We start from the raw sequence: 18103 nt of genomic DNA, 5'->3' as shown, positions 1-18103 counted from the left end.
ACCGCGCGCACTGCGAGGTGTCGCTTGCCCTACAGCGCCCGATAGGGCCAAGTAGGTCAACGGGTTAGAGGGAGAAAACCGATCATGTCACGCTGGACCACGATTGATTGTACGGGAACCCCACATTGCCGGCACGAAAATGGCTTTGCCGCATACAAGGGCAAACTCTACCTCTTCGGTGGCCGGCGCATTCAACCTGTCGACATCTTCGACCCTAAAACCAACCGCTGGACGTCAGCCTCGGCACCGCCGATGGAAATCCACCATTTTCAGCCAGTGGTGATTGGTACCGAGATTTGGCTGCTTGGGACGATGACGGGGGAATTTCCGCGTGAGACGCCACTTGAAACCGTCTTTGTCTATGAACCGGAAACCGATACCTGGCGCGAGGGACCACCCATTCCCGAAGCCCGCAGACGCGGTGCAGCAGGCTGTGTGCACCATAGTGATGGGTGGATTTACATTGTCGGGGGCATCGTCGATGGCCACCATTCCGGCACACAAGCCTGGTTTGACCGGTTGCATCCGGCCACAGGCGAATGGCAGATCTTGCCGGATGCTCCAAACAAACGCGATCATGCGCCCTGCGCTATTTTGGGCGACAAGCTTTATTTCTTTGGTGGCCGGGAAACAGGGCGACACAACGGCGCGGATTACAACGCGCTTTTTTCAGCAACCATAGGCGATGTGGACGTTTATGATTTCAGCTCCGGGCAATGGTCGGTTCACGATGCAGCCTTGCCGATTGAAACAGCCGCCGGCGGTGCCGGCGTCATCAACGAAAAGATACACTATGTCGGCGGCGAAGCGGGCCGGATGGAAGCCTTCACCGAGATGCAGGTTTTCGATGCAGCGACGGACAAATGGACAATCGGGCCAGCCCTTAATCGTGCGCGGCACGGCACCAATTGCTGCGTCCATGATGGCAAGCTCTGGATCGCCGCTGGAAGTGGTGCACGTGGTGGCGCGCCGGAGTTGACCAGCATTGAGTGTCTCGAAATCGAATAGCGTCGCCAGAGCGCTCGACAAAAAACAAGGATAAGCTGGCGCGGACCCGATGCAACGGCGGCGTTGAAATCGGCCGGAGCTTCTTGCAGAACGTATTCACACGCGAATTCCGAGGTTTCATGCACCGTTCCAATCTCAACATCAAATCGCTGGAGATTTTTCGCGAAACCGCACGAGCAGGTCACATTCAGACGGTGGCAAAAGACAGCGGGTTATCCATTGGAACAGTCTCGCATCACCTGAAAAGGCTTGAGGAAACCCTGGGCGTGCGTTTGCTGGATCATGGGCGGCGCCCGATGGTCCTGACGGCCGAAGGGGTGGCGTTTCTGGGGTATGTCGACGAAGCGCTTGCCCTTTTGCGCAAAGCGGAATCCGAGGCGCTGTCAGGGCGCCTTTCCGATGTGCGAAGCCTGAGACTGGCGTTGATCGAAGATTTTGACAGTCAGATCGCGCCGGAACTGGCGGCTTTGCTCGCCAAAGTCATGCCCGCTTGTGCATTTTCTCACCTGACCCGACCCAGCCACGAAATCCTGTCACTCCTGCACAGCCGCTCGGTGGACATCGGCATTGCGACAGTCCCGTTGGCGGAGCCCGAAGGCCTTGTAGCACGACCCTTGTTGCGTGACCCCTTTGTTCTGGCGCTGCCAGCAGATGTTGCTCTGGATGCGCGCGCCTGTCTGAGCGGTCAGAATACCCTGCCGTTTCTGCGATACAGCGACGAACAGATCATCGGCGCCCAAATAAGCGCCCATCTACGGCGCCTGCGGATTGATCTGCCAAAGAGATTTCAGTTCGAGAGCAATCAGTCTCTTATGGGCATGATTGCCGATGGTATGGGGTGGGCGATCACCACGCCGACAAACTACATCCGTGCAGCCAGGTTCCGGGACAGGATCGACCTTGTTCCATTTCCCGGAAAGGCATTCGCGCGGCATATTGCCTTATTTTCGCAATCAGATTTTGCTCAGGAAACCTGCGCGTTGATCGGGGACAGCATGCGGCAACTGATTGGTCAGCACATGGTGGACCCGGCGGTCGAAAACCTGCCGTGGCTGGCAGGCAAGTTCGCCCTGCTGGATATCGAAGACATCAGCCCAGAATTTTGAAGTCGCGCCGGATCGCCGCTTCCTGATCTTTTTCAAGATAGTCAGGTTGATGGTCTTTCAGGATTTGCCGGGCCCTGGTGCGGGCACGCGTCCATGCGTCTTGCGCCCCCTTCTCCTGCCAGGTGCGCGGCGGGTCGCGGTCCGCAAGCGAGGGATAGAAATAATCGCGCTCCATCGCGGCAAAGGTATGTTGCCCGCCCAGAAAATGCCCCTCGCCTAGAACCGCCTCGCAGATGGCGTCAAACCCGAGGTTGTCTTCCGTCACCTCAACACCGCGCAAGGCCCGGTAGGTGGCCGAGTGCATTTCGTCATCCAGAACGAAAGCCTCGAAACTGGCCCCGAGCAGTGAGGCCGTCATGCCGGAGCTTTCGTATATCAGATTGCCGCCTGCCAGCGCCGCGGCCAGAGAGGTCATGCCTTTTTCCGCACCATATTGCGCGTCGATGGCCTTTGCATCGGTCATCGAGGCGGCCACGCCTGAGGGCAATCCCAGCCAGTTGCTCAACTGTGCGGAGGCCGCGTTCAATAGGGTGATCTCGCCGCCGCCTCCGGCAAAAGCGCCTGTGCGCAGATCGACCACCAAGGGCCAGTTGGAAAAGACCATCGGGTGGCCGGGTTTGACCGCATCTATCATCATCAGCGACCCCAACGTCTCCGCCAGGGATTGCGCCAGAAATCCGGCAAGCGTCGCGGGAGCCGTGGCACCGGATTGTGCCGCGGTGATGCAGGATACCGGAATGTTATGGGCCAGACAGGCGTAGGTGACATCCACCGCATCTTCGCCGTAGCGCATGGGCGAAATGACCGGGCTGATATGGGCCTTGACGAAAGGTCTTGCCGAAAACCGCCCCTCTCCGCCGGCCGCGATGTCAAAAAGCTGCACAATGGGGGCCACATGTTCCGCCAGCGTGAAAGCTGTGGCCACCGGCTTGGTGGTGTTTTTCATCAGTGCATAGGCCGTATTCACATCAAGATCGAGCGGGTCCGGGACATCGGTGGCGATGCAACACCGTGTGAACCAACTCACATTGGTCAGCACGTCCTGAAGACGGGTAAAGTCATGTAGGTCTTTCAAGGTGGATGGGCGATATATGGATGTTTCGAGATCCAGCGTCTGCACAGCGGCGCCGCCGGTGCCGAAAAACACGGCATCACCACCCACGTCAATGGATCGCGCCTCATCACGCCCGTGAAGGGTGAATTTCTTGGCAGCACGCCCAATGGCGTCCTCAACCAGGGTTTTAGGGAAGATGACACGCCCATCGGAACGCTCCCCGGCACCGGCCCCAAGCAAATCGGCTCGGAGCCGGTCTGGCACGTCGCCCATGCCCAGTTCTGCCAGAAGCCTTACCGCGGTATCAAAAATGGCGCGAAGGTCCGCCTCGGAGAGCGGTCGGTAGCCGCCGCCTTGCCCCCCGGGGGCCGCAGGATTGACGAGGGGTTCCGCAGAGCGGAGCGCAATGCGTGCGGACCGCCCTGACCGTCGCGGTGGCGATTGTTTCTGCGTCACCTCGTCGATCCTCCCGAAGTTGATCAATATGGTGACGATAGAAACCCCTCGCCGACAAGCACTGCGTTATCCCATCGAGAAAATGAAAACTTAGTTTTGATTTCTCGGTGAAACTGGCCACAATCTTGACCCGACCCAATCATTTGGCGCTTCTGGCACCAGTTTTGAACGTCAAACCGAGGCAATCGCATGAGAACTTCAACACGAGTCGTCGTTATTGGCGGTGGTATCGCGGGATGCTCGACACTCTATCACCTGACGCAGGAGGGATGGTCGGATGTCATGTTGCTGGAACGCAATGAATTGACCTCTGGCACCACCTGGCATTCTGCAGCGCAGGTGACGAATTTCGGCATGAACCAGACCATGGTCGGCCTGAAAACCCATTCCATTCAGCTTTACAAGGAACTGGCCGAAGATCCGGATTATCCGATCAATTACCATCATGCGGATGGCGGGATCAGGCTGGCCAATACCGAAAGCCAGATGGACGGGTATCGGCATTTTGCCTCGATGGCGCGCGGCATGGATGTGCATTTCGAGGTCATCGACGCGGCAGAATGCGCCCGGCGGCATCCGCTGATTTCAACGGATAATCTGCTGGGCGGGCTTTGGGACCCGCTGGACGGCGATATTGACCCTGCGCAGCTCTGTCAGGCGCTGGCACGACGTGCGCGCAAGGCCGGGGCCGAAGTGCACCGCAACACGCCCGTGACCGGTCTGCGCCAACTGCCCGATGACAGTTGGATCGTCAGCACCGACAAGGGCGACATCCATGCGGAAATCGTCGTCAACGCCGGGGGCTACCGGGTCAATGAAGTGGGCGCGATGATGGGTGTGCACCACCCCGTGGCCTCAATGGAGCATCAGTATTTCCTGACCGAGGAAATCCCCGCCATCAGGGAAGCAGGCCACCGCATGCCGCTGCTGCGCTGCCCGATCAGCGATTACTATTGCCGTCAGGAGAAAAACGGCCTGCTGGTCGGCTTTTACGAACAGGATTGTAAGACCTGGGGCCTGGACGGGATTGATCCGAATTTCGTCAATGCGCTCTGCCCGGATGATCTGGACAGGGTCACGGATGTGCTCGAAGGCGCTTTTGCCCGCATGCCCGCGCTGATGGAAACCGGCATTCACACGGTGGTCAACGGACCGATCACCTACACCATCGACGGCGCACCGCTGGTCGGGCCGATCCCGGGCAAGCGCAATGCGTTCTGCATCATCGGATTGCGCGCGGGTCTGGGTGAAGGCGGCGGGCATGGTTGGTTGCTGGCCCAGCAGATCGTGCATGGCGAGGCCTGTTATGACACCTGGGTCATCGACCCGCGCCGCTTCACCGGACACACCAATGTCGAATTGACCGCACTTAAGGCCATCGAGGACTATCAGAACGAATTCCGCTTTCATTTCCCGCATGAACACCGTCCTGCCGGGCGTCCGGTCAAGACCACACCACTGACGCCCATTCTGGCCGCGGAAGGCGCTGCCTTTGGGGTCGTGAACGGCTGGGAGCGGATGGAATACATCAAACCTGCTGCCGATTTCCACGAGGATTATGGTTTCAGGTTCAACAACGTCTTTGACATTGTCGCAGGTGAAGTCGCGACCGTCCGGAACGCGGTGGGTCTGACCGAAGTCAACGGTTTCAACCGGTTTGAAATGACCGGCAGCGGGGTGCATGATTTTCTGGACCGGATGATCTGCGGTTCTGTGCCACGCCGGGCGGGCAAGGTTGGGCTGGGCTATCTGCTCAACGAACAGGGAATGCTGAAATCCGAAGCAACAATCGCCAATCTGCCGGATGGACGCGTCTGGTACGGGTCTGCCGCCGCGTCTGAGTGCCACGATATGGATTGGCTGCAAGGGCATCTGCGCAAGGATGAAGACGTGCAGATCAGATCGCTGACCAATGATCACACCATTCTGGTTCTGGCCGGGCCAAAATCGCGTGATGTCCTACAGGCCGTCAGCCGCGAAAACTGGTCGCGCGCCGCCTTTCCCTGGCTCAGCGTGCGTAGCTGTTTCATCGGCATCGCCCCCGCCGTGGTGATGTCGGTGAGTTTTTCCGGAGAGCTTGCCTATGAAATCCACCTGCCCAACAACCAGCTCTACGCGGGCTACCTGGCGCTGCGACGGGCGGGTGAAGCGCAGGGGATGAAACTGTTCGGCAGCCGCGCAGTCGAGTCCATGCGCCTTGAAAAAGGTTATCTGCACTGGAAATCTGACATCCTGACAGAATTCGACCCTTTCGAGACCGGGCTGGCGCGGTTTGTCAAAATGGACAAACCTGATTTCATCGGCAAATCCGCGCTGGAAAACCGCGGGGCCGCGGGGCCGCGCAAAAAGCTGGTCTCATTAATATTGGACAACACCGATGCGCCCGCCCATGGCGGGGCCTCGATCATGATAGCGGACACCGTCGTGGGGACCGTCACGTCAGGCGACTGGGGACACCGCGTCAATGCCAACCTTGCTTTGGGATTTGTGGACGCTGAGTTTGCGCAGATTGACCAGCGCGTTGAGATTGACGTGTTGGGCAGCCGCATCAGTGCCCAGATCATCGCGCCTGGACCATATGACCCAGATTATACGCGCGTCAGAGCGTAAAAAGTCACCGAAACGATTCGCGAAGCAACAGAAGGTTGACCCGCTCTACCCGCAATACCGAGCGCCGGGAAATGTGATCCTGACACGTTGATTACAGGTCGATGACGCGTTGCATTGGGCAGGATTTGGCGACATGATTTGGCCATGGATTTTCTGGCCGTAAGTCATCATGCCGGTTTGGTCGCGGCCTCACTCGTTGTTGCCCTCGTCGCTGGTTTTACCGGGTTGACCCTGACCAAAGACCTGTCTCGCAAGTCCTTCGGTCAACGCAAGGTTGCCATTGCACTGGCCTCGGTCGCTCTGGGCGGCGGCATCTGGTCGATGCATTTCGTGGCCATGCTCGGTCTGCAAATGCCGATCCTGTTTTACTACGATTCTGCCATAACGCTGGCCTCAGCCCTGCTGGCCATCCTGATCGTAGGGGCCGCCCTGATCCTGTTGCATTTCGTAGAACGGACCACGAAGACGGTATCACTTGCAGGCAGCCTCGTCGCGATCGGTATTCTGGGCATGCACTATCTGGGCATGGCCGGCCTGCAACTCTGCCGTGCCGTTTACACGCCGCTGGGTGTGGCCCTTGCGGTGATTGCCGCATTCGGCTTGTGTACCACCGCCTTCTGGATCGCTTACGGTCATCGCACGAAAAAGAACATCCTGTTGGGAACCCTGTGCTTTGGCATCGCCGTTTTTGCCGTGCACTTCGTGGCGATTTCCGGCACGCGTTTTGTGCAGGTTCCATCCTTCAACGAATTGGGCCCGATCATGAGTAACGAGGTGCTGGCGCTTGGCGTGCTGGTCTCAAGCTTCGTGATCTTCGGCGCATTCCTGTGGATGGGCGTCACCTTTCTGGTGCCGCACCCCACGATACGCCACTCAAAGCGCACGCCAGCCCCGGCAGATCGGGAACCTGCCTCCGAGCCTGCACAAATGCCTCCGCAGCCAACACGCATTCCCTGCGAAAAGGACGGCACGACGCTTTTCATCGACCCCGCAAAAGTCGCCTTCGTGCGAGCCGAAGGGCATTACACCAACATCTATACGGATGGCGCACAGCATTTCTGTGTCTGGCCGATCACCGAAGCCACAAAACGGTTGCTGCCACAGGGGTTTCTGAAAGCCCATCGCAGTTACCTGATCAATCCCGCACATGTGGAAAACTTTGAACGCCAAAAAGACAACGGTCTGTGCCGTTTTGCCGGCGCGAACCTGCCACCGGTCCCGGTGAGCCGCTCCAACCTCAAGGCCGTGCGCGACGCATTGGGCGCCTGATCCAATCGCATTTCATGCAGCCTGAGGCGCATTTCGTGAAAAATTGAGCCCTGCTCATTGAATTGCACAGGCAGGTGGCGGCGCGACGATGCAGCCTGCTCCTCAGCCAGACAAATTGCATACGAGGGAGGTGTAGCAATGATTCCAGCGCCGTTCGATTATTACCGGCCCACGGACATCGCGGGCGTGATCGCCCTGCTCGAAGAACATGGAGACGATGCGCGCGTGATGGCGGGTGGGCACAGCCTGATCCCGATGATGAAACTGCGCATGGCAGAGGTGCCGCACCTGATTGATTTGCAAGACGTGGCCGGTCTTGACGGCATATCGATAGAAGGCGGCACCATCCGCATCGGGGCCATGGCGACGCAGGCCGATCTGATTGATCACGCGGGGCTGGCCGAGGCCGCGCCCATTCTGCGCGAGGCGGCCTTGCAGATCGCTGATCCGCAGGTGCGTTATATGGGGACGCTCGGTGGCAATGTCGCCAATGGCGATCCCGGCAATGACATGCCCGGGCTGATGCAGTGCCTTGATGCGCAATTCACTCTTGTCGGTCCTGACGGTGAACGCAGCGTTGCGGCGCGCGATTTTTACGAGGCCGCCTATATGACCGAGCGCGCGGATGAAGAGGTTCTGACCTCCGTCTCCTTTGCCGCGCCCGCGGGCGGGTACGCCTATGAAAAGCAAAAACGTAAAATCGGCGATTATGCGACCGCCGCCGCCGCCGTCCAGCTAGGCAAGGAGGGCGCGCAATGTACTGCCGCCTCCATTGCCATGACCAATCTCAGCGACGTTCCGGTCTGGTCGCAAGCGGCAGGTGCTGCTTTGCAGGGCACCTCCGTCGACGAAACGGCCATCAAGGCCGCCGTTGAGGCCGCGCTTGCCGACATCGACCCCACCGAAGACAACCGCGGCCCCGTCGCCTTCAAGCGCCATGTGGCTGGCGTGATCCTGACCCGCGCGATCCAGAGCGCCTGGGCGCGCGCATAGAAAGGAAGCGAAATGCCAGACAAGATGCATGTGAAACTCACCGTGAATGGGCAGGACGCGGAATTCCTCGCCGAGCCGCGCGAACTGCTCATCTACGCGCTGCGCGAGCGGTTGAACCTGACCGGCCCGCATGTGGGCTGCGAAACCTCCCATTGCGGTGCCTGCACGGTGATCGTGAACGGCAAATCCGTGAAATCCTGCACCATGTTTGTGGGTCAGGCCAATGGCACGGAGGTAACCACCATCGAAGGGTTGGGCAGCCCTGATGCGCTGCATGTCCTGCAAGAAACCTTCCGCGAACACCACGGGTTGCAATGCGGGTTCTGTACGCCGGGAATGATCACCCGGGCGCACAAGTTGCTGGAGGAAAACCCGAACCCGACGGAAGAAGAGGTGCGGTTTGGCATGGCGGGCAACCTTTGCCGCTGTACAGGCTATCAGAACATCGTGAAATCCATTCTGGCCGCTGCGGCGCAGATGAATGCTTCAAAGGAGGCCGCAGAATGAAGGACGAAGTGGACAACCGCGAAGAGCGCGTCGCCAACCTCAAGGGCATGGGCTGCGCCCGCAAACGCGTCGAGGACGTGCGTTTCACCCAAGGCAAGGGCAACTACGTTGACGACATCAAATTGCCCGGCATGCTGCACGGCGATTTCGTGCGCTCGCCCTATGCGCATGCGCGCGTCAAATCGATCAACATAGATGCGGCGATGGCACTGGACGGTGTTGTGGCCGTTCTGACCGCTAAGGATCTGGAGCCTTTGTCGCTGCACTGGATGCCGACGCTGGCAGGCGACAAACAGATGGTGCTGGCCGACGGCAAGGTGCTGTTTCAAGGGCAGGAAGTGGCCTTTGTGGTGGCGCGCGACCGCTATGTCGCCGCTGATGCCGTGGAGCTGGTCGAGGTTGACTACGAAGAACTGCCCGTTCTGATCGACCCGTTCGAAGCAATAAAATCGGACACGGTGCTGCGCGAGGACCTTGAGGACGGGGCCGATGGCGCCCATGGTCCGCGCCGCCATCACAACCACATCTTCCTGTGGGAAGAAGGCGACAAGGCGGCGACGGAGGAGGTGATCGACAGCGCCGAGGTCGTGGCCGAAGAGATGGTCTATTACCACCGCACCCACCCCTGCCCGCTGGAAACCTGCGGCGCGGTGGCCTCCATGGATAAGGTCAACGGCAAGCTGACGCTTTATGGCACGTTTCAGGCCCCGCATGTAGTGCGCACGGTCGCCTCACTGCTCTCGGGCATTGAGGAACACAATATCCGCGTGGTCAGCCCCGATATCGGGGGCGGTTTCGGCAACAAGGTCGGCGTCTACCCCGGCTATGTCTGCTCCATCGTCGCCTCCATCGTGACGGGCCAGCCGGTCAAATGGGTGGAAGACCGGATGGAAAACCTGATGGCCACAGCCTTTGCCCGCGACTATTGGATGAAGGGCAAGATCAGCGCCACCAAGGGGGGCAAGATCACCGGGTTGCACTGCCATGTGACAGCCGATCACGGAGCCTTTGACGCCTGTGCCGATCCCACCAAATACCCCGCCGGGTTCTTCCACATCTGCACGGGGTCTTACGACATTCCGGTGGCCTATGTGGGCGTCGATGGCGTCTATACCAACAAGGCTCCGGGCGGCGTCGCATATCGCTGTTCCTTCCGGGTGACGGAAGCCGCCTATTTCATCGAACGCATGATCGAAGTGCTGGCGATGGAGCTGAACATGGATGCGGCGGAACTGCGCCGGATCAATTTTATCCGCAAGGATCAGTTCCCCTATCAGTCCGCTCTGGGCTGGGAATACGATTCAGGCGACTACCACACCGCCTGGGACAAGGCGCTCTCGTCGGTTGGCTATGACGATCTGCGCCGCGAACAGGCCGAACGGGTCGAAGCGTTCAAACGTGGCGAGACGCGCAAGCTTATGGGTGTCGGCCTCAGTTTCTTTACGGAGATCGTCGGGGCCGGACCGGTCAAGAATTGCGATATTCTGGGCATGGGCATGTTCGACAGTTGCGAGATCAGAATTCACCCGACAGGTTCCGCCATCGCGCGGCTCGGCACCATCAGTCAGGGGCAGGGTCACGCCACGACATTTGCGCAAATTCTGGCCACCGAAACCGGTATTCCGGCGGATTCGATCACCATCGAGGAAGGCGACACAGATACCGCACCTTATGGCTTGGGCACCTACGGGTCGCGCTCTACCCCGGTTGCGGGGGCCGCCACGGCGCTGGCAGGGCGCAAAATCCGCGCCAAGGCCCAGATGATCGCGGCCTATCTGCTGGAGGTGCATGACGATGACGTGGAATTCGATGTGGACCGCTTTGTGCTGAAAGGCGCGCCGGAACGCTTCAAGACCATGAAGGAAATAGCCTACGCCGCCTACAATCAGGCGATCCCAGGGATAGAGCCGGGGCTGGAGGCGGTCAGCTATTACGACCCGCCCAATATGACCTATCCCTTTGGCGCCTATGTCTGCGTGATGGATGTAGATGTGGACACCGGCACTACCGACATCCGGCAATTCTATGCGCTGGACGATTGCGGCACCCGGATCAACCCGATGGTGATCGAAGGACAGGTACATGGCGGGCTGACCGAAGCGCTGGCCATCGCGATGGGTCAGGAGATTGCCTATGATGATCTGGGCAATTGCAAGACCGGCACGTTGATGGATTTCTTCATCCCCACCGCCTGGGAGACGCCCAACTATGTCACCGATCACACCGAAACGCCCTCGCCGCATCATCCGATTGGCGCAAAAGGCGTTGGGGAGAGCCCCAATGTGGGTGGTGTTCCGGCGTTCTCCAATGCGGTGCATGATGCCTTCCGCGCTTTCGGGCTGCGTCAGGCACATATGCCGCATGATCACTGGCGCATCTGGAAGATCGCCAATGATCTTGGGCTGCACGATTAAGCTGTCAGGGCGGGTCACGCTATCCGCCCCCCTTTTCAAGAGACGTGATCATGGCCTGGACTGACCTGCAATCCGACATGGCGACACAAGGGTATGTCGCCTCAGATGACCTCGCAGTCGCCCTTCATCTGGCACTGACACTGGGCCGGCCCATGTTGCTGGAAGGGGCCGCCGGGGTTGGCAAGACCGAAGTCGCGCGCGTGCTGGCCGCCGTTCAGGACACGCGGTTGCTGCGTCTGCAATGCTACGAAGGGCTGGATGCAGCACAGGCAATTTACGAATGGAACTATCAGCGCCAGCTTCTCAGCATCCGGGCCGCTGCGGAACATGGTGAAACCGGATCCAGCGTCGAAGCGCGCATTTTTTCCGAAGATTTCCTGCTGGAGCGCCCGCTTCTGGCCGCCATCCGACAGGAAAAACCACCGGTTCTGCTGATCGACGAAATTGACCGCGCCGATGAGGAATTTGAGGCCTATCTGCTGGAAATACTGGCCGATTATCAGATCACCATCCCCGAACTTGGAACCATCAAGGCGGTGACGCAGCCCATTGTGGTGCTGACCTCCAACGGCACGCGCGATCTGTCGGATGCGCTGCGCAGGCGCTGTCTTTATACCTATGTGGACTATCCGGATCGACCCACGGAACTGGCCATTCTCGCGGCGCGCTGCCCGGAAATTGAGATGGAACTCGCCGCGCAGGTCATTGGTTTCGTTCAAAATATTCGCAAAGAAGAGTTGGAAAAGACACCCGGCATTGCGGAAACACTGGATTTCGCGGCGGCTCTGATGGGCCTTGGTGTCGCTGATCTGACGGCGGATCCGGCAGTGTTGCAGGCCAGCCTGACCACCCTGCTGAAAACTCAAAGCGATCAGGCCAATATCACCACCGAAGTGGCCCAACGCATCGCCGGGCGCGCCGCATGAGCCGGGTCACAAGGTTTTCCGCCCGTGATCCCGGACCGGCGGCACGTATCAGCGGATTTCTGGCGCATCTGCGCGAAAACGGCCTGCGTCTGGGTGTGGCAGAGACCGATCTGGCCCTGAGCGCCCTCTGTCAGATCAAGGCAACACGGCCGGAGCAGAGCAGGCTGGCGCTACGGGCAATTTGCACCGGCTGCAAGGAGGATGTGGACCGTTTCGACGCGCTTTTCGACAGCTTCTGGCTGAACGGCGGCAGGGTCAAACGCAAGATCGCGCCCACCTCGGGCATTAGCGCCAAAAACCATGTTCATTCGTCGCGCAGCGCGCAAGGCGAAGCCCGGTCGGGCGGCGGGGAAGCAACGTCACCCGACGCCGGATCAGGCAGGTCGGAGGCGGGCGGACAAGGCAAGCTGATTGCCACCGAGGTTACCAATCTGATGAAAAAGGACCTGCGTGATCTGGTGCAGCCTGCCGACATCAAGGCAGCGGAACAGGTCGCCCGACGGCTGGGCGCGGCCTTGCGGGACCGGCGCTCGCGTCGGCGCAGGGCCGCGCGCAAAGGCGACCGATTGCATTTTCGCAAGGTGATCCGCCAAAGCCTCGCCTCGGGGGGTGAGCCCTTTCAGCTGCCCCTGAAACATCGCCCCGACCGCAGTCGAAAAATAGCGGCGATCTGTGATGTCTCAGGCTCCATGTCGGTCTATGCACAGGTGTTTCTGGCCTTTCTGGCCGGGTTGATGCGGGCGGATCCGACCGCCGACGCCTATCTTTTTCATACCCGCCTTGTGCGCATCACCGATGCGCTGCGCGACAAGGACGCACTGCGGGCGCTGGCACGCATGTCGCTGATGGCGGATGGTTTTGCCGGGGGCTCGAAGATCGGCGGTAGCCTTGGCCAATTTGCCGACAGCTATGCAAAACGGTTCGTCGATGGGCGCACTGTCGTTCTGATCTTGTCGGACGGCTATGACACCGACGCGCCGGAAGTTTTGTCCGCAGCCCTCGCGCGGCTGAAAAAGCGCGGATGCAAAGTCATCTGGCTTAACCCTCTGAAAGGATGGCAGGAATACGAAGCGACAGCGCGCGGGATGGCCGCCGCCCTGCCCCATCTTGATCTGTTCAAAGCAGCCAATACGCTGGACGATCTGGCGGCGCTGGAGCCGGAGCTGGTACGCATATGATGCCAAAAGAGCTCCTTGATCCGCAAATGTCCGATGCACTTGAAGACCTGCGCCTGCGCGAAGAGCCCTTTGCCGTGGCCACGATCGTGCGGACAGCCGGTGCCACCGCTGCCAAACCGGGCGCAAAGGCGCTTTTGCGCCGCGATGGCACCATTCTGCACGGATGGCTTGGCGGCGGCTGCACGCGCGGTGCCGTAACGAAAGCCACGCTCAAGGCCTTTTCAGAGAACGCGCCGCAATTGATTTCCATCGCTCCCGACGATGTTCTCTCCGAAAAAGGACTGACCGCAGGCGATGAAGTGGAGGGCGTGAAATTTGCACGCAATGGCTGCCCTTCCAGGGGCACGATCGATATCTTCGTCGAACCGTGCCTGCCCCGTCCCGAGCTGGTGATTTTTGGTGCGTCACCCGTGGCAACGGCTCTCAATCAACTTGCGACGCAGTTTGATTGGGACGTCAACGCTTTGTCTTCAGAGGACACGCTGCCCAAGGCAGTGCCAGGTCGACGACGCGTGATCGTAATTGCCACACAAGGTCAAGGAGATCTGGCCGCCCTGCGAAGGGCACTCACCCAAGAGGTTGAGCACCTGGCATTTGTTGGCAGCCGGATGAAATATGCCTCGCTGACAGAGAAGCTTGATACTGATGATATACCACGCCATCGCATCGACAAGGTGCAAGCACCGGCAGGGCTTAACATCGGTGCCGTAACACCCGAAGAGATTGCCTTGGCTATTCTGGCCGACCTCACGCAGATCAGACGTCAAACCTTAACGGGCGATCCGGTGAGTGGTTGAGATCATGGCACCCATTAACTTCTCTAATGTCCAACCCGGCAAGCGCACGCGTCCGCCGAGACGGCTGAACACATCGGTTAACTAAGGAAAACTCATGAAACTGACCGACGAAATTGTCATCAAAGCCCCCAAAGCGCGTGTCTATGCCGCGCTCAACGACCCGGATATCCTGCAACAGTGCATTCCAGGTTGCGAAGAGCTGACACAGCATTCTGACACGGAACTCAGAGCGCGGGTGGTACTCAAAGTGGGGCCTGTAAAAGCCAAGTTTTCTGGCGAAGTCGCGCTCGATAAATCCCGGGCACCGGATCATTTTTCCCTTTTGGGTCAGGGCGATGGTGGCGTTGCCGGGTTTGCAAAGGGCGGTGCCGATGTCACCTTGGAAGAAGACGGAGAAGACACGCTTCTGCGCTATGATGCTTCTGCTCAAATAGGCGGTAAGCTGGCGCAGCTTGGCAGTCGCCTGGTTCAGAGCACAGCCAAGAAGCTCGCAGCCAAGTTGTTCAAGAATTTTGCGGAGATTCTGGACGAAGAACGGGTATCCTGAAGGGTTTGCAGCACGGGCGCGTCCACCGGGATTACCGCTTCGGATCATGGCTAATAGACAACGCCAGATTTTATACAAACTGCAAATTTCCCCTTCTGAAATCATTAACCATCCCTCCCCGTTTCAGACGGTCATTTAAGAAATGTTAGGGTTGGTTTTCCATATCGGGAGTTCAAAACTGCCGTTGGAGACCATTTATGACACCGGAACTCTATGCCTGCCTGGGATCAGGAAACTGTTTCAAGCCTTGGCTCGCGTTTCATCAGTTGGATCGCGCCTTTGAACTGAAAATTATCGATGTGCTGGCGGGCGAGCAGAAATCGCCTTCATATCTGAAGGTCAACCCGCTGGGTGTCGTTCCCTACCTTGTGACAGAAACAGGATTTGGGATCGGTGAAAGCAATGCCATGTTGTGGCACATTGCCGAAGACACCCACCTCATGCCGCAATCGCGCGATGAACGTGCCGAGGCGTTGCAATGGATGTTTTTCGAGCAATCCAAACTGGAGCCTTTCATCTCTCCCGCGCGGTTTTTTACCACTATTCTGCCGCAGCAACGCGAAGAACGCGCATCCGATATTGCGGTTTGGCAGGACAACGCATTGAACGGCCTGATGCGCCTTGAGGCGCATCTGTCTGAGCGCAAGTTTGTATTGTCCTCGGGGTACTCCATCGCTGATATCGCGATTTACGGATATACCCACGTGCTTGAAGAGGCCGGTCTAACCTTGGAAGATTATCCCGCCATTGCACGCTGGATCGATGATGTCGCCGCCACTGATAACTATCGCCCGCTGGTCGCACTGGGCCATTCGGCTTCGGCGGCTGCTTAACCGAAACAGTCCGGAGTGGGCAAAATGGGAGAAGGTAACAAGGCGCCCCGCGTTCGCATGCCCGCGGACCTGGAGTGTGCGGCCGACGACCCTCCCCCCACTGACAACGCCATAGATCAGTTTCAGGCCGCACGTAATCTGCGCACTGCTGTCTGGATCTATGACATTGACAATGCACGTGTCGTTCACGCCAACACGCCTGCTTATGAACTCTGGCAGGCTGACAGCGAGGAGGCCTTGTGCGCACGCGACATGTCGAAAGGCATGTCGTCAGCTGTTTCCGCGCGCCTCAAGCAGTATCAGATTGATTTCGAAGAACATAACGCGAGCTTCAACGAGCTCTGGACCCTCTATCCAAACGGGAAGCCAGAGACCGTCATGGTGGTTTTTTCCGGTTTCCGGTTGGCCGATGGTCGTATGGCGATGCAATGCGAGGCAACCGGCAGCGTCGAAGACCTGCCCGAAAACCTCAGAAGCGCGGAAGCCCTGCTTCATACCGATGTGATGATCATGTTGTTTGATGTTGATGGGCCAGCGCTTTACATGAACCCCGCCGCGCGCAACGCAATACCACGGTCTATGGCCAGATTTTCGGATATGTTCACCGACCCTGTGGACTACGATTCCTTAGATGCGACATTGGACGAAAATGGGGAAAACCGGCGGGTTGCGTTGGTTCAAACGGCGACGGATCCACGTTGGTATGATATTTCAGCCAAACGGTGCTCTGATGCTGTCACAGGCAGCCCGGCCATTCTGGTGACCGCGATAGATGTAAGCGAATTGAAAAACGCACGTGACCAAGCACACTACCTTGCAGAACGCGACCAATTGACAGGCTGTTTCAACCGATCTTTCATTCAGACCCGATTGGAAGAGCTGGAGGAGAAGAACAAGACAACGACCTATGCTCTACTTTATCTCGATGTGGATCGTTTCAAGCAGATCAATGATCGCTTTGGACACGAAATGGGTGATGCGGTCTTGAAAGAACTGGTCTCCAGATTCAACGAGGAGCTAAGTGACCAGGATATTCTGGCGCGTATGGGTGGCGATGAATTTGTCATTTTGTTGAAGAACGTGGCGCAGGACGACCAGTTGGTCGAGAGAATTGACCATCTGAGGCGCGCCATTAACAAGCCCATGGTATATGAAGCGACCCTGCTGAATGTCTCCATCAGCATCGGTGTCGCCATGATCAAACCCGACGATCAAAACATCATGGATGCCGTTCAGCGGGCTGATGTCGCGCTCTATGCCTCCAAACAGGGCGGCAGGAACAAGTTCTTGTTTTTTGATGAGAAAATGGGAACCGAGGCATCTGAACGCAATCAGCTCGAAATTGAGCTCATGCGTGCCCTGGAAAATCGAGAGTTCGTCCTTTACTTTCAACCCAGGTTCGATCTGCGCAGCAACCGGGTCGTTTCTGCGGAAGCGCTGGTTCGGTGGAACCATCCCGAACGCGGGCTGATCTTGCCGGGTAAATTCATTCCAATCTGCGAAGAAACCGGGATCATTGAAACTTTGGGGCAGTTCGTTCTGGAGGAAGGTTGCCATCAGGCGATTGAATGGCATCGGACCGGACTGGATATTGGATTGTCGATCAATGTGTCGCCCCGCCAATTCTCGGGCGATCAGCTAATGGAAACGCTGCGCTCCTTCGCCCAGCGGCCAGATTTTCCCCATGGCTACATTGAGCTGGAAATTACTGAAACCGCCTTGATTGGTGATCTCGAAATGATCGCTCAAAAGCTCCGAACCATAACGGATTTGGGTTTCCGAATTGCCATCGACGATTTTGGTACAGGTTACTCGAACCTGTCTTATATCACTCGTTTCCCTTTGAACTGCCTCAAGATCGACAAATCCTTTGTCGATCAGTTGCCGGATACGATCCCCATCATTCAGCTAATCCTGACGATGGCCGCACAGATCGGTGTTTCCACCGTGGCGGAAGGCGTTGAAACCGCAGAACAAATCGAACAGCTCACCGCCTCGGGATGCGAGCAGGTTCAGGGTTACTATTTCACCGAACCAGTGCCTCTGGAGGCTTTTGAGGCGACCACGGAACGCCTCAACAACAACCCGATCACATTTGGGAGTTGCAGCGCTACTGATACTTCCAACTTGACCCTCAAAAAATTGGCACATGGAAACCGCTGAAATTTCGGCCACGATCAAGGGCCGAGTCCTGCGTCAGCTTTCCCAGCCCACCCATCCTGATCTATGTCGGTGCATCACCTGGCAAGGTTTTCTCATTAAGCCACGTCGTCAAGAGACAGCACAATCATCTTAACCCAGAGAACTCTGGCAACATGGCTTACGTCACACAATGCGGACATCTCTCAGCAAAAACGCGAGAACTACGGCGATCATCGCCAATGCCGTGAAAGCCCTGCGCGTTG

At 58.2% G+C, this 18103-nt stretch carries 14 protein-coding genes; 13 read left to right on the top strand and 1 reads right to left on the bottom strand.

Annotation, left to right across the window (positions count from 1 at the left end; genetic code table 11):
* The first annotated feature begins 84 nt into the window (after nucleotides 1-84).
* Together Q0802_RS10650 and Q0802_RS10645 are read left to right on the top strand one after the other, a co-directional pair.
* Nucleotides 85-1008, top strand: a complete 924-nt coding sequence (locus tag Q0802_RS10650; RefSeq protein WP_298917653.1) for a kelch repeat-containing protein — start codon at nucleotides 85-87, stop codon at nucleotides 1006-1008.
* Between the two features lie 119 nt (nucleotides 1009-1127).
* Nucleotides 1128-2114, top strand: coding sequence for a LysR family transcriptional regulator (locus tag Q0802_RS10645; RefSeq protein ID WP_298917651.1), 987 nt, complete (start codon nucleotides 1128-1130; stop codon nucleotides 2112-2114).
* Here the strand turns inward: Q0802_RS10645 and Q0802_RS10640 are convergent.
* Nucleotides 2098-3624: a trimethylamine methyltransferase family protein gene (locus Q0802_RS10640; protein ID WP_298917650.1), complete on the bottom strand. Its 1527-nt coding sequence runs from the start codon at nucleotides 3622-3624 to the stop codon at nucleotides 2098-2100. The genes Q0802_RS10645 and Q0802_RS10640 overlap by 17 nt on opposite strands.
* Nucleotides 3625-3813: 189 nt before the next feature.
* On the opposite strand from Q0802_RS10640, the gene Q0802_RS10635 reads away from it, so the two are divergent.
* The 11 genes from Q0802_RS10635 (at nucleotide 3814) to Q0802_RS10585 (ending at nucleotide 17861) form a co-directional block, all read left to right on the top strand.
* Nucleotides 3814-6234: an FAD-dependent oxidoreductase gene (locus Q0802_RS10635; RefSeq protein ID WP_298917649.1), complete on the top strand. Its 2421-nt coding sequence runs from the start codon at nucleotides 3814-3816 to the stop codon at nucleotides 6232-6234.
* A gap of 144 nt (nucleotides 6235-6378) precedes the next feature.
* A complete protein-coding gene (locus tag Q0802_RS10630; protein WP_298917648.1) occupies nucleotides 6379-7503 on the top strand; it encodes an MHYT domain-containing protein in 1125 nt (374 codons plus the stop codon).
* 138 nt (nucleotides 7504-7641) lie between these two features.
* Nucleotides 7642-8496, top strand: a complete 855-nt coding sequence (locus Q0802_RS10625) for a xanthine dehydrogenase family protein subunit M (RefSeq protein ID WP_298917647.1) — start codon at nucleotides 7642-7644, stop codon at nucleotides 8494-8496.
* A gap of 12 nt (nucleotides 8497-8508) precedes the next feature.
* Nucleotides 8509-9003 carry a (2Fe-2S)-binding protein gene (locus tag Q0802_RS10620; protein WP_298917645.1) on the top strand — a complete coding sequence of 165 codons (495 nt, stop codon included), beginning with the start codon at nucleotides 8509-8511 and terminating at the stop codon, nucleotides 9001-9003.
* Nucleotides 9000-11417: an aerobic carbon-monoxide dehydrogenase large subunit gene (locus tag Q0802_RS10615; RefSeq protein WP_298917643.1), complete on the top strand. Its 2418-nt coding sequence runs from the start codon at nucleotides 9000-9002 to the stop codon at nucleotides 11415-11417. Before Q0802_RS10620 ends, Q0802_RS10615 begins: the two co-directional genes overlap by 4 nt.
* A 50-nt stretch (nucleotides 11418-11467) precedes the next feature.
* Nucleotides 11468-12343: a MoxR family ATPase gene (locus tag Q0802_RS10610; protein WP_298917641.1), complete on the top strand. Its 876-nt coding sequence runs from the start codon at nucleotides 11468-11470 to the stop codon at nucleotides 12341-12343.
* Nucleotides 12340-13521 (top strand): VWA domain-containing protein, encoded by a 1182-nt coding sequence (locus Q0802_RS10605; RefSeq protein ID WP_298917639.1) that lies wholly within the window; start codon nucleotides 12340-12342, stop codon nucleotides 13519-13521. Before Q0802_RS10610 ends, Q0802_RS10605 begins: the two co-directional genes overlap by 4 nt.
* Nucleotides 13522-13547: 26 nt before the next feature.
* A complete protein-coding gene (locus Q0802_RS10600) occupies nucleotides 13548-14318 on the top strand; it encodes an XdhC family protein (protein WP_298917637.1) in 771 nt (256 codons plus the stop codon).
* A 94-nt stretch (nucleotides 14319-14412) separates the two neighbouring features.
* The gene (locus Q0802_RS10595) at nucleotides 14413-14865 is read left to right on the top strand and encodes a carbon monoxide dehydrogenase subunit G (RefSeq protein WP_298917635.1); all 453 of its coding nucleotides are present in this window, start codon (nucleotides 14413-14415) and stop codon (nucleotides 14863-14865) included.
* 197 nt (nucleotides 14866-15062) lie between these two features.
* Complete coding sequence (locus Q0802_RS10590) at nucleotides 15063-15698, top strand: glutathione S-transferase family protein (protein ID WP_298917632.1); 636 nt, start codon at nucleotides 15063-15065, stop codon at nucleotides 15696-15698.
* A gap of 24 nt (nucleotides 15699-15722) precedes the next feature.
* Nucleotides 15723-17861, top strand: a complete 2139-nt coding sequence (locus Q0802_RS10585; protein WP_298917629.1) for a bifunctional diguanylate cyclase/phosphodiesterase — start codon at nucleotides 15723-15725, stop codon at nucleotides 17859-17861.
* Nucleotides 17862-18103: the final 242 nt, after the last annotated feature.

This window comes from uncultured Roseobacter sp., assembly GCF_947495275.1.
In the GTDB taxonomy this organism is placed as follows: domain Bacteria; phylum Pseudomonadota; class Alphaproteobacteria; order Rhodobacterales; family Rhodobacteraceae; genus Roseobacter.
The sequence above is the reverse complement of the archived record's forward strand: the minus strand, read 5'-3'. Positions and strand labels throughout refer to the sequence as shown.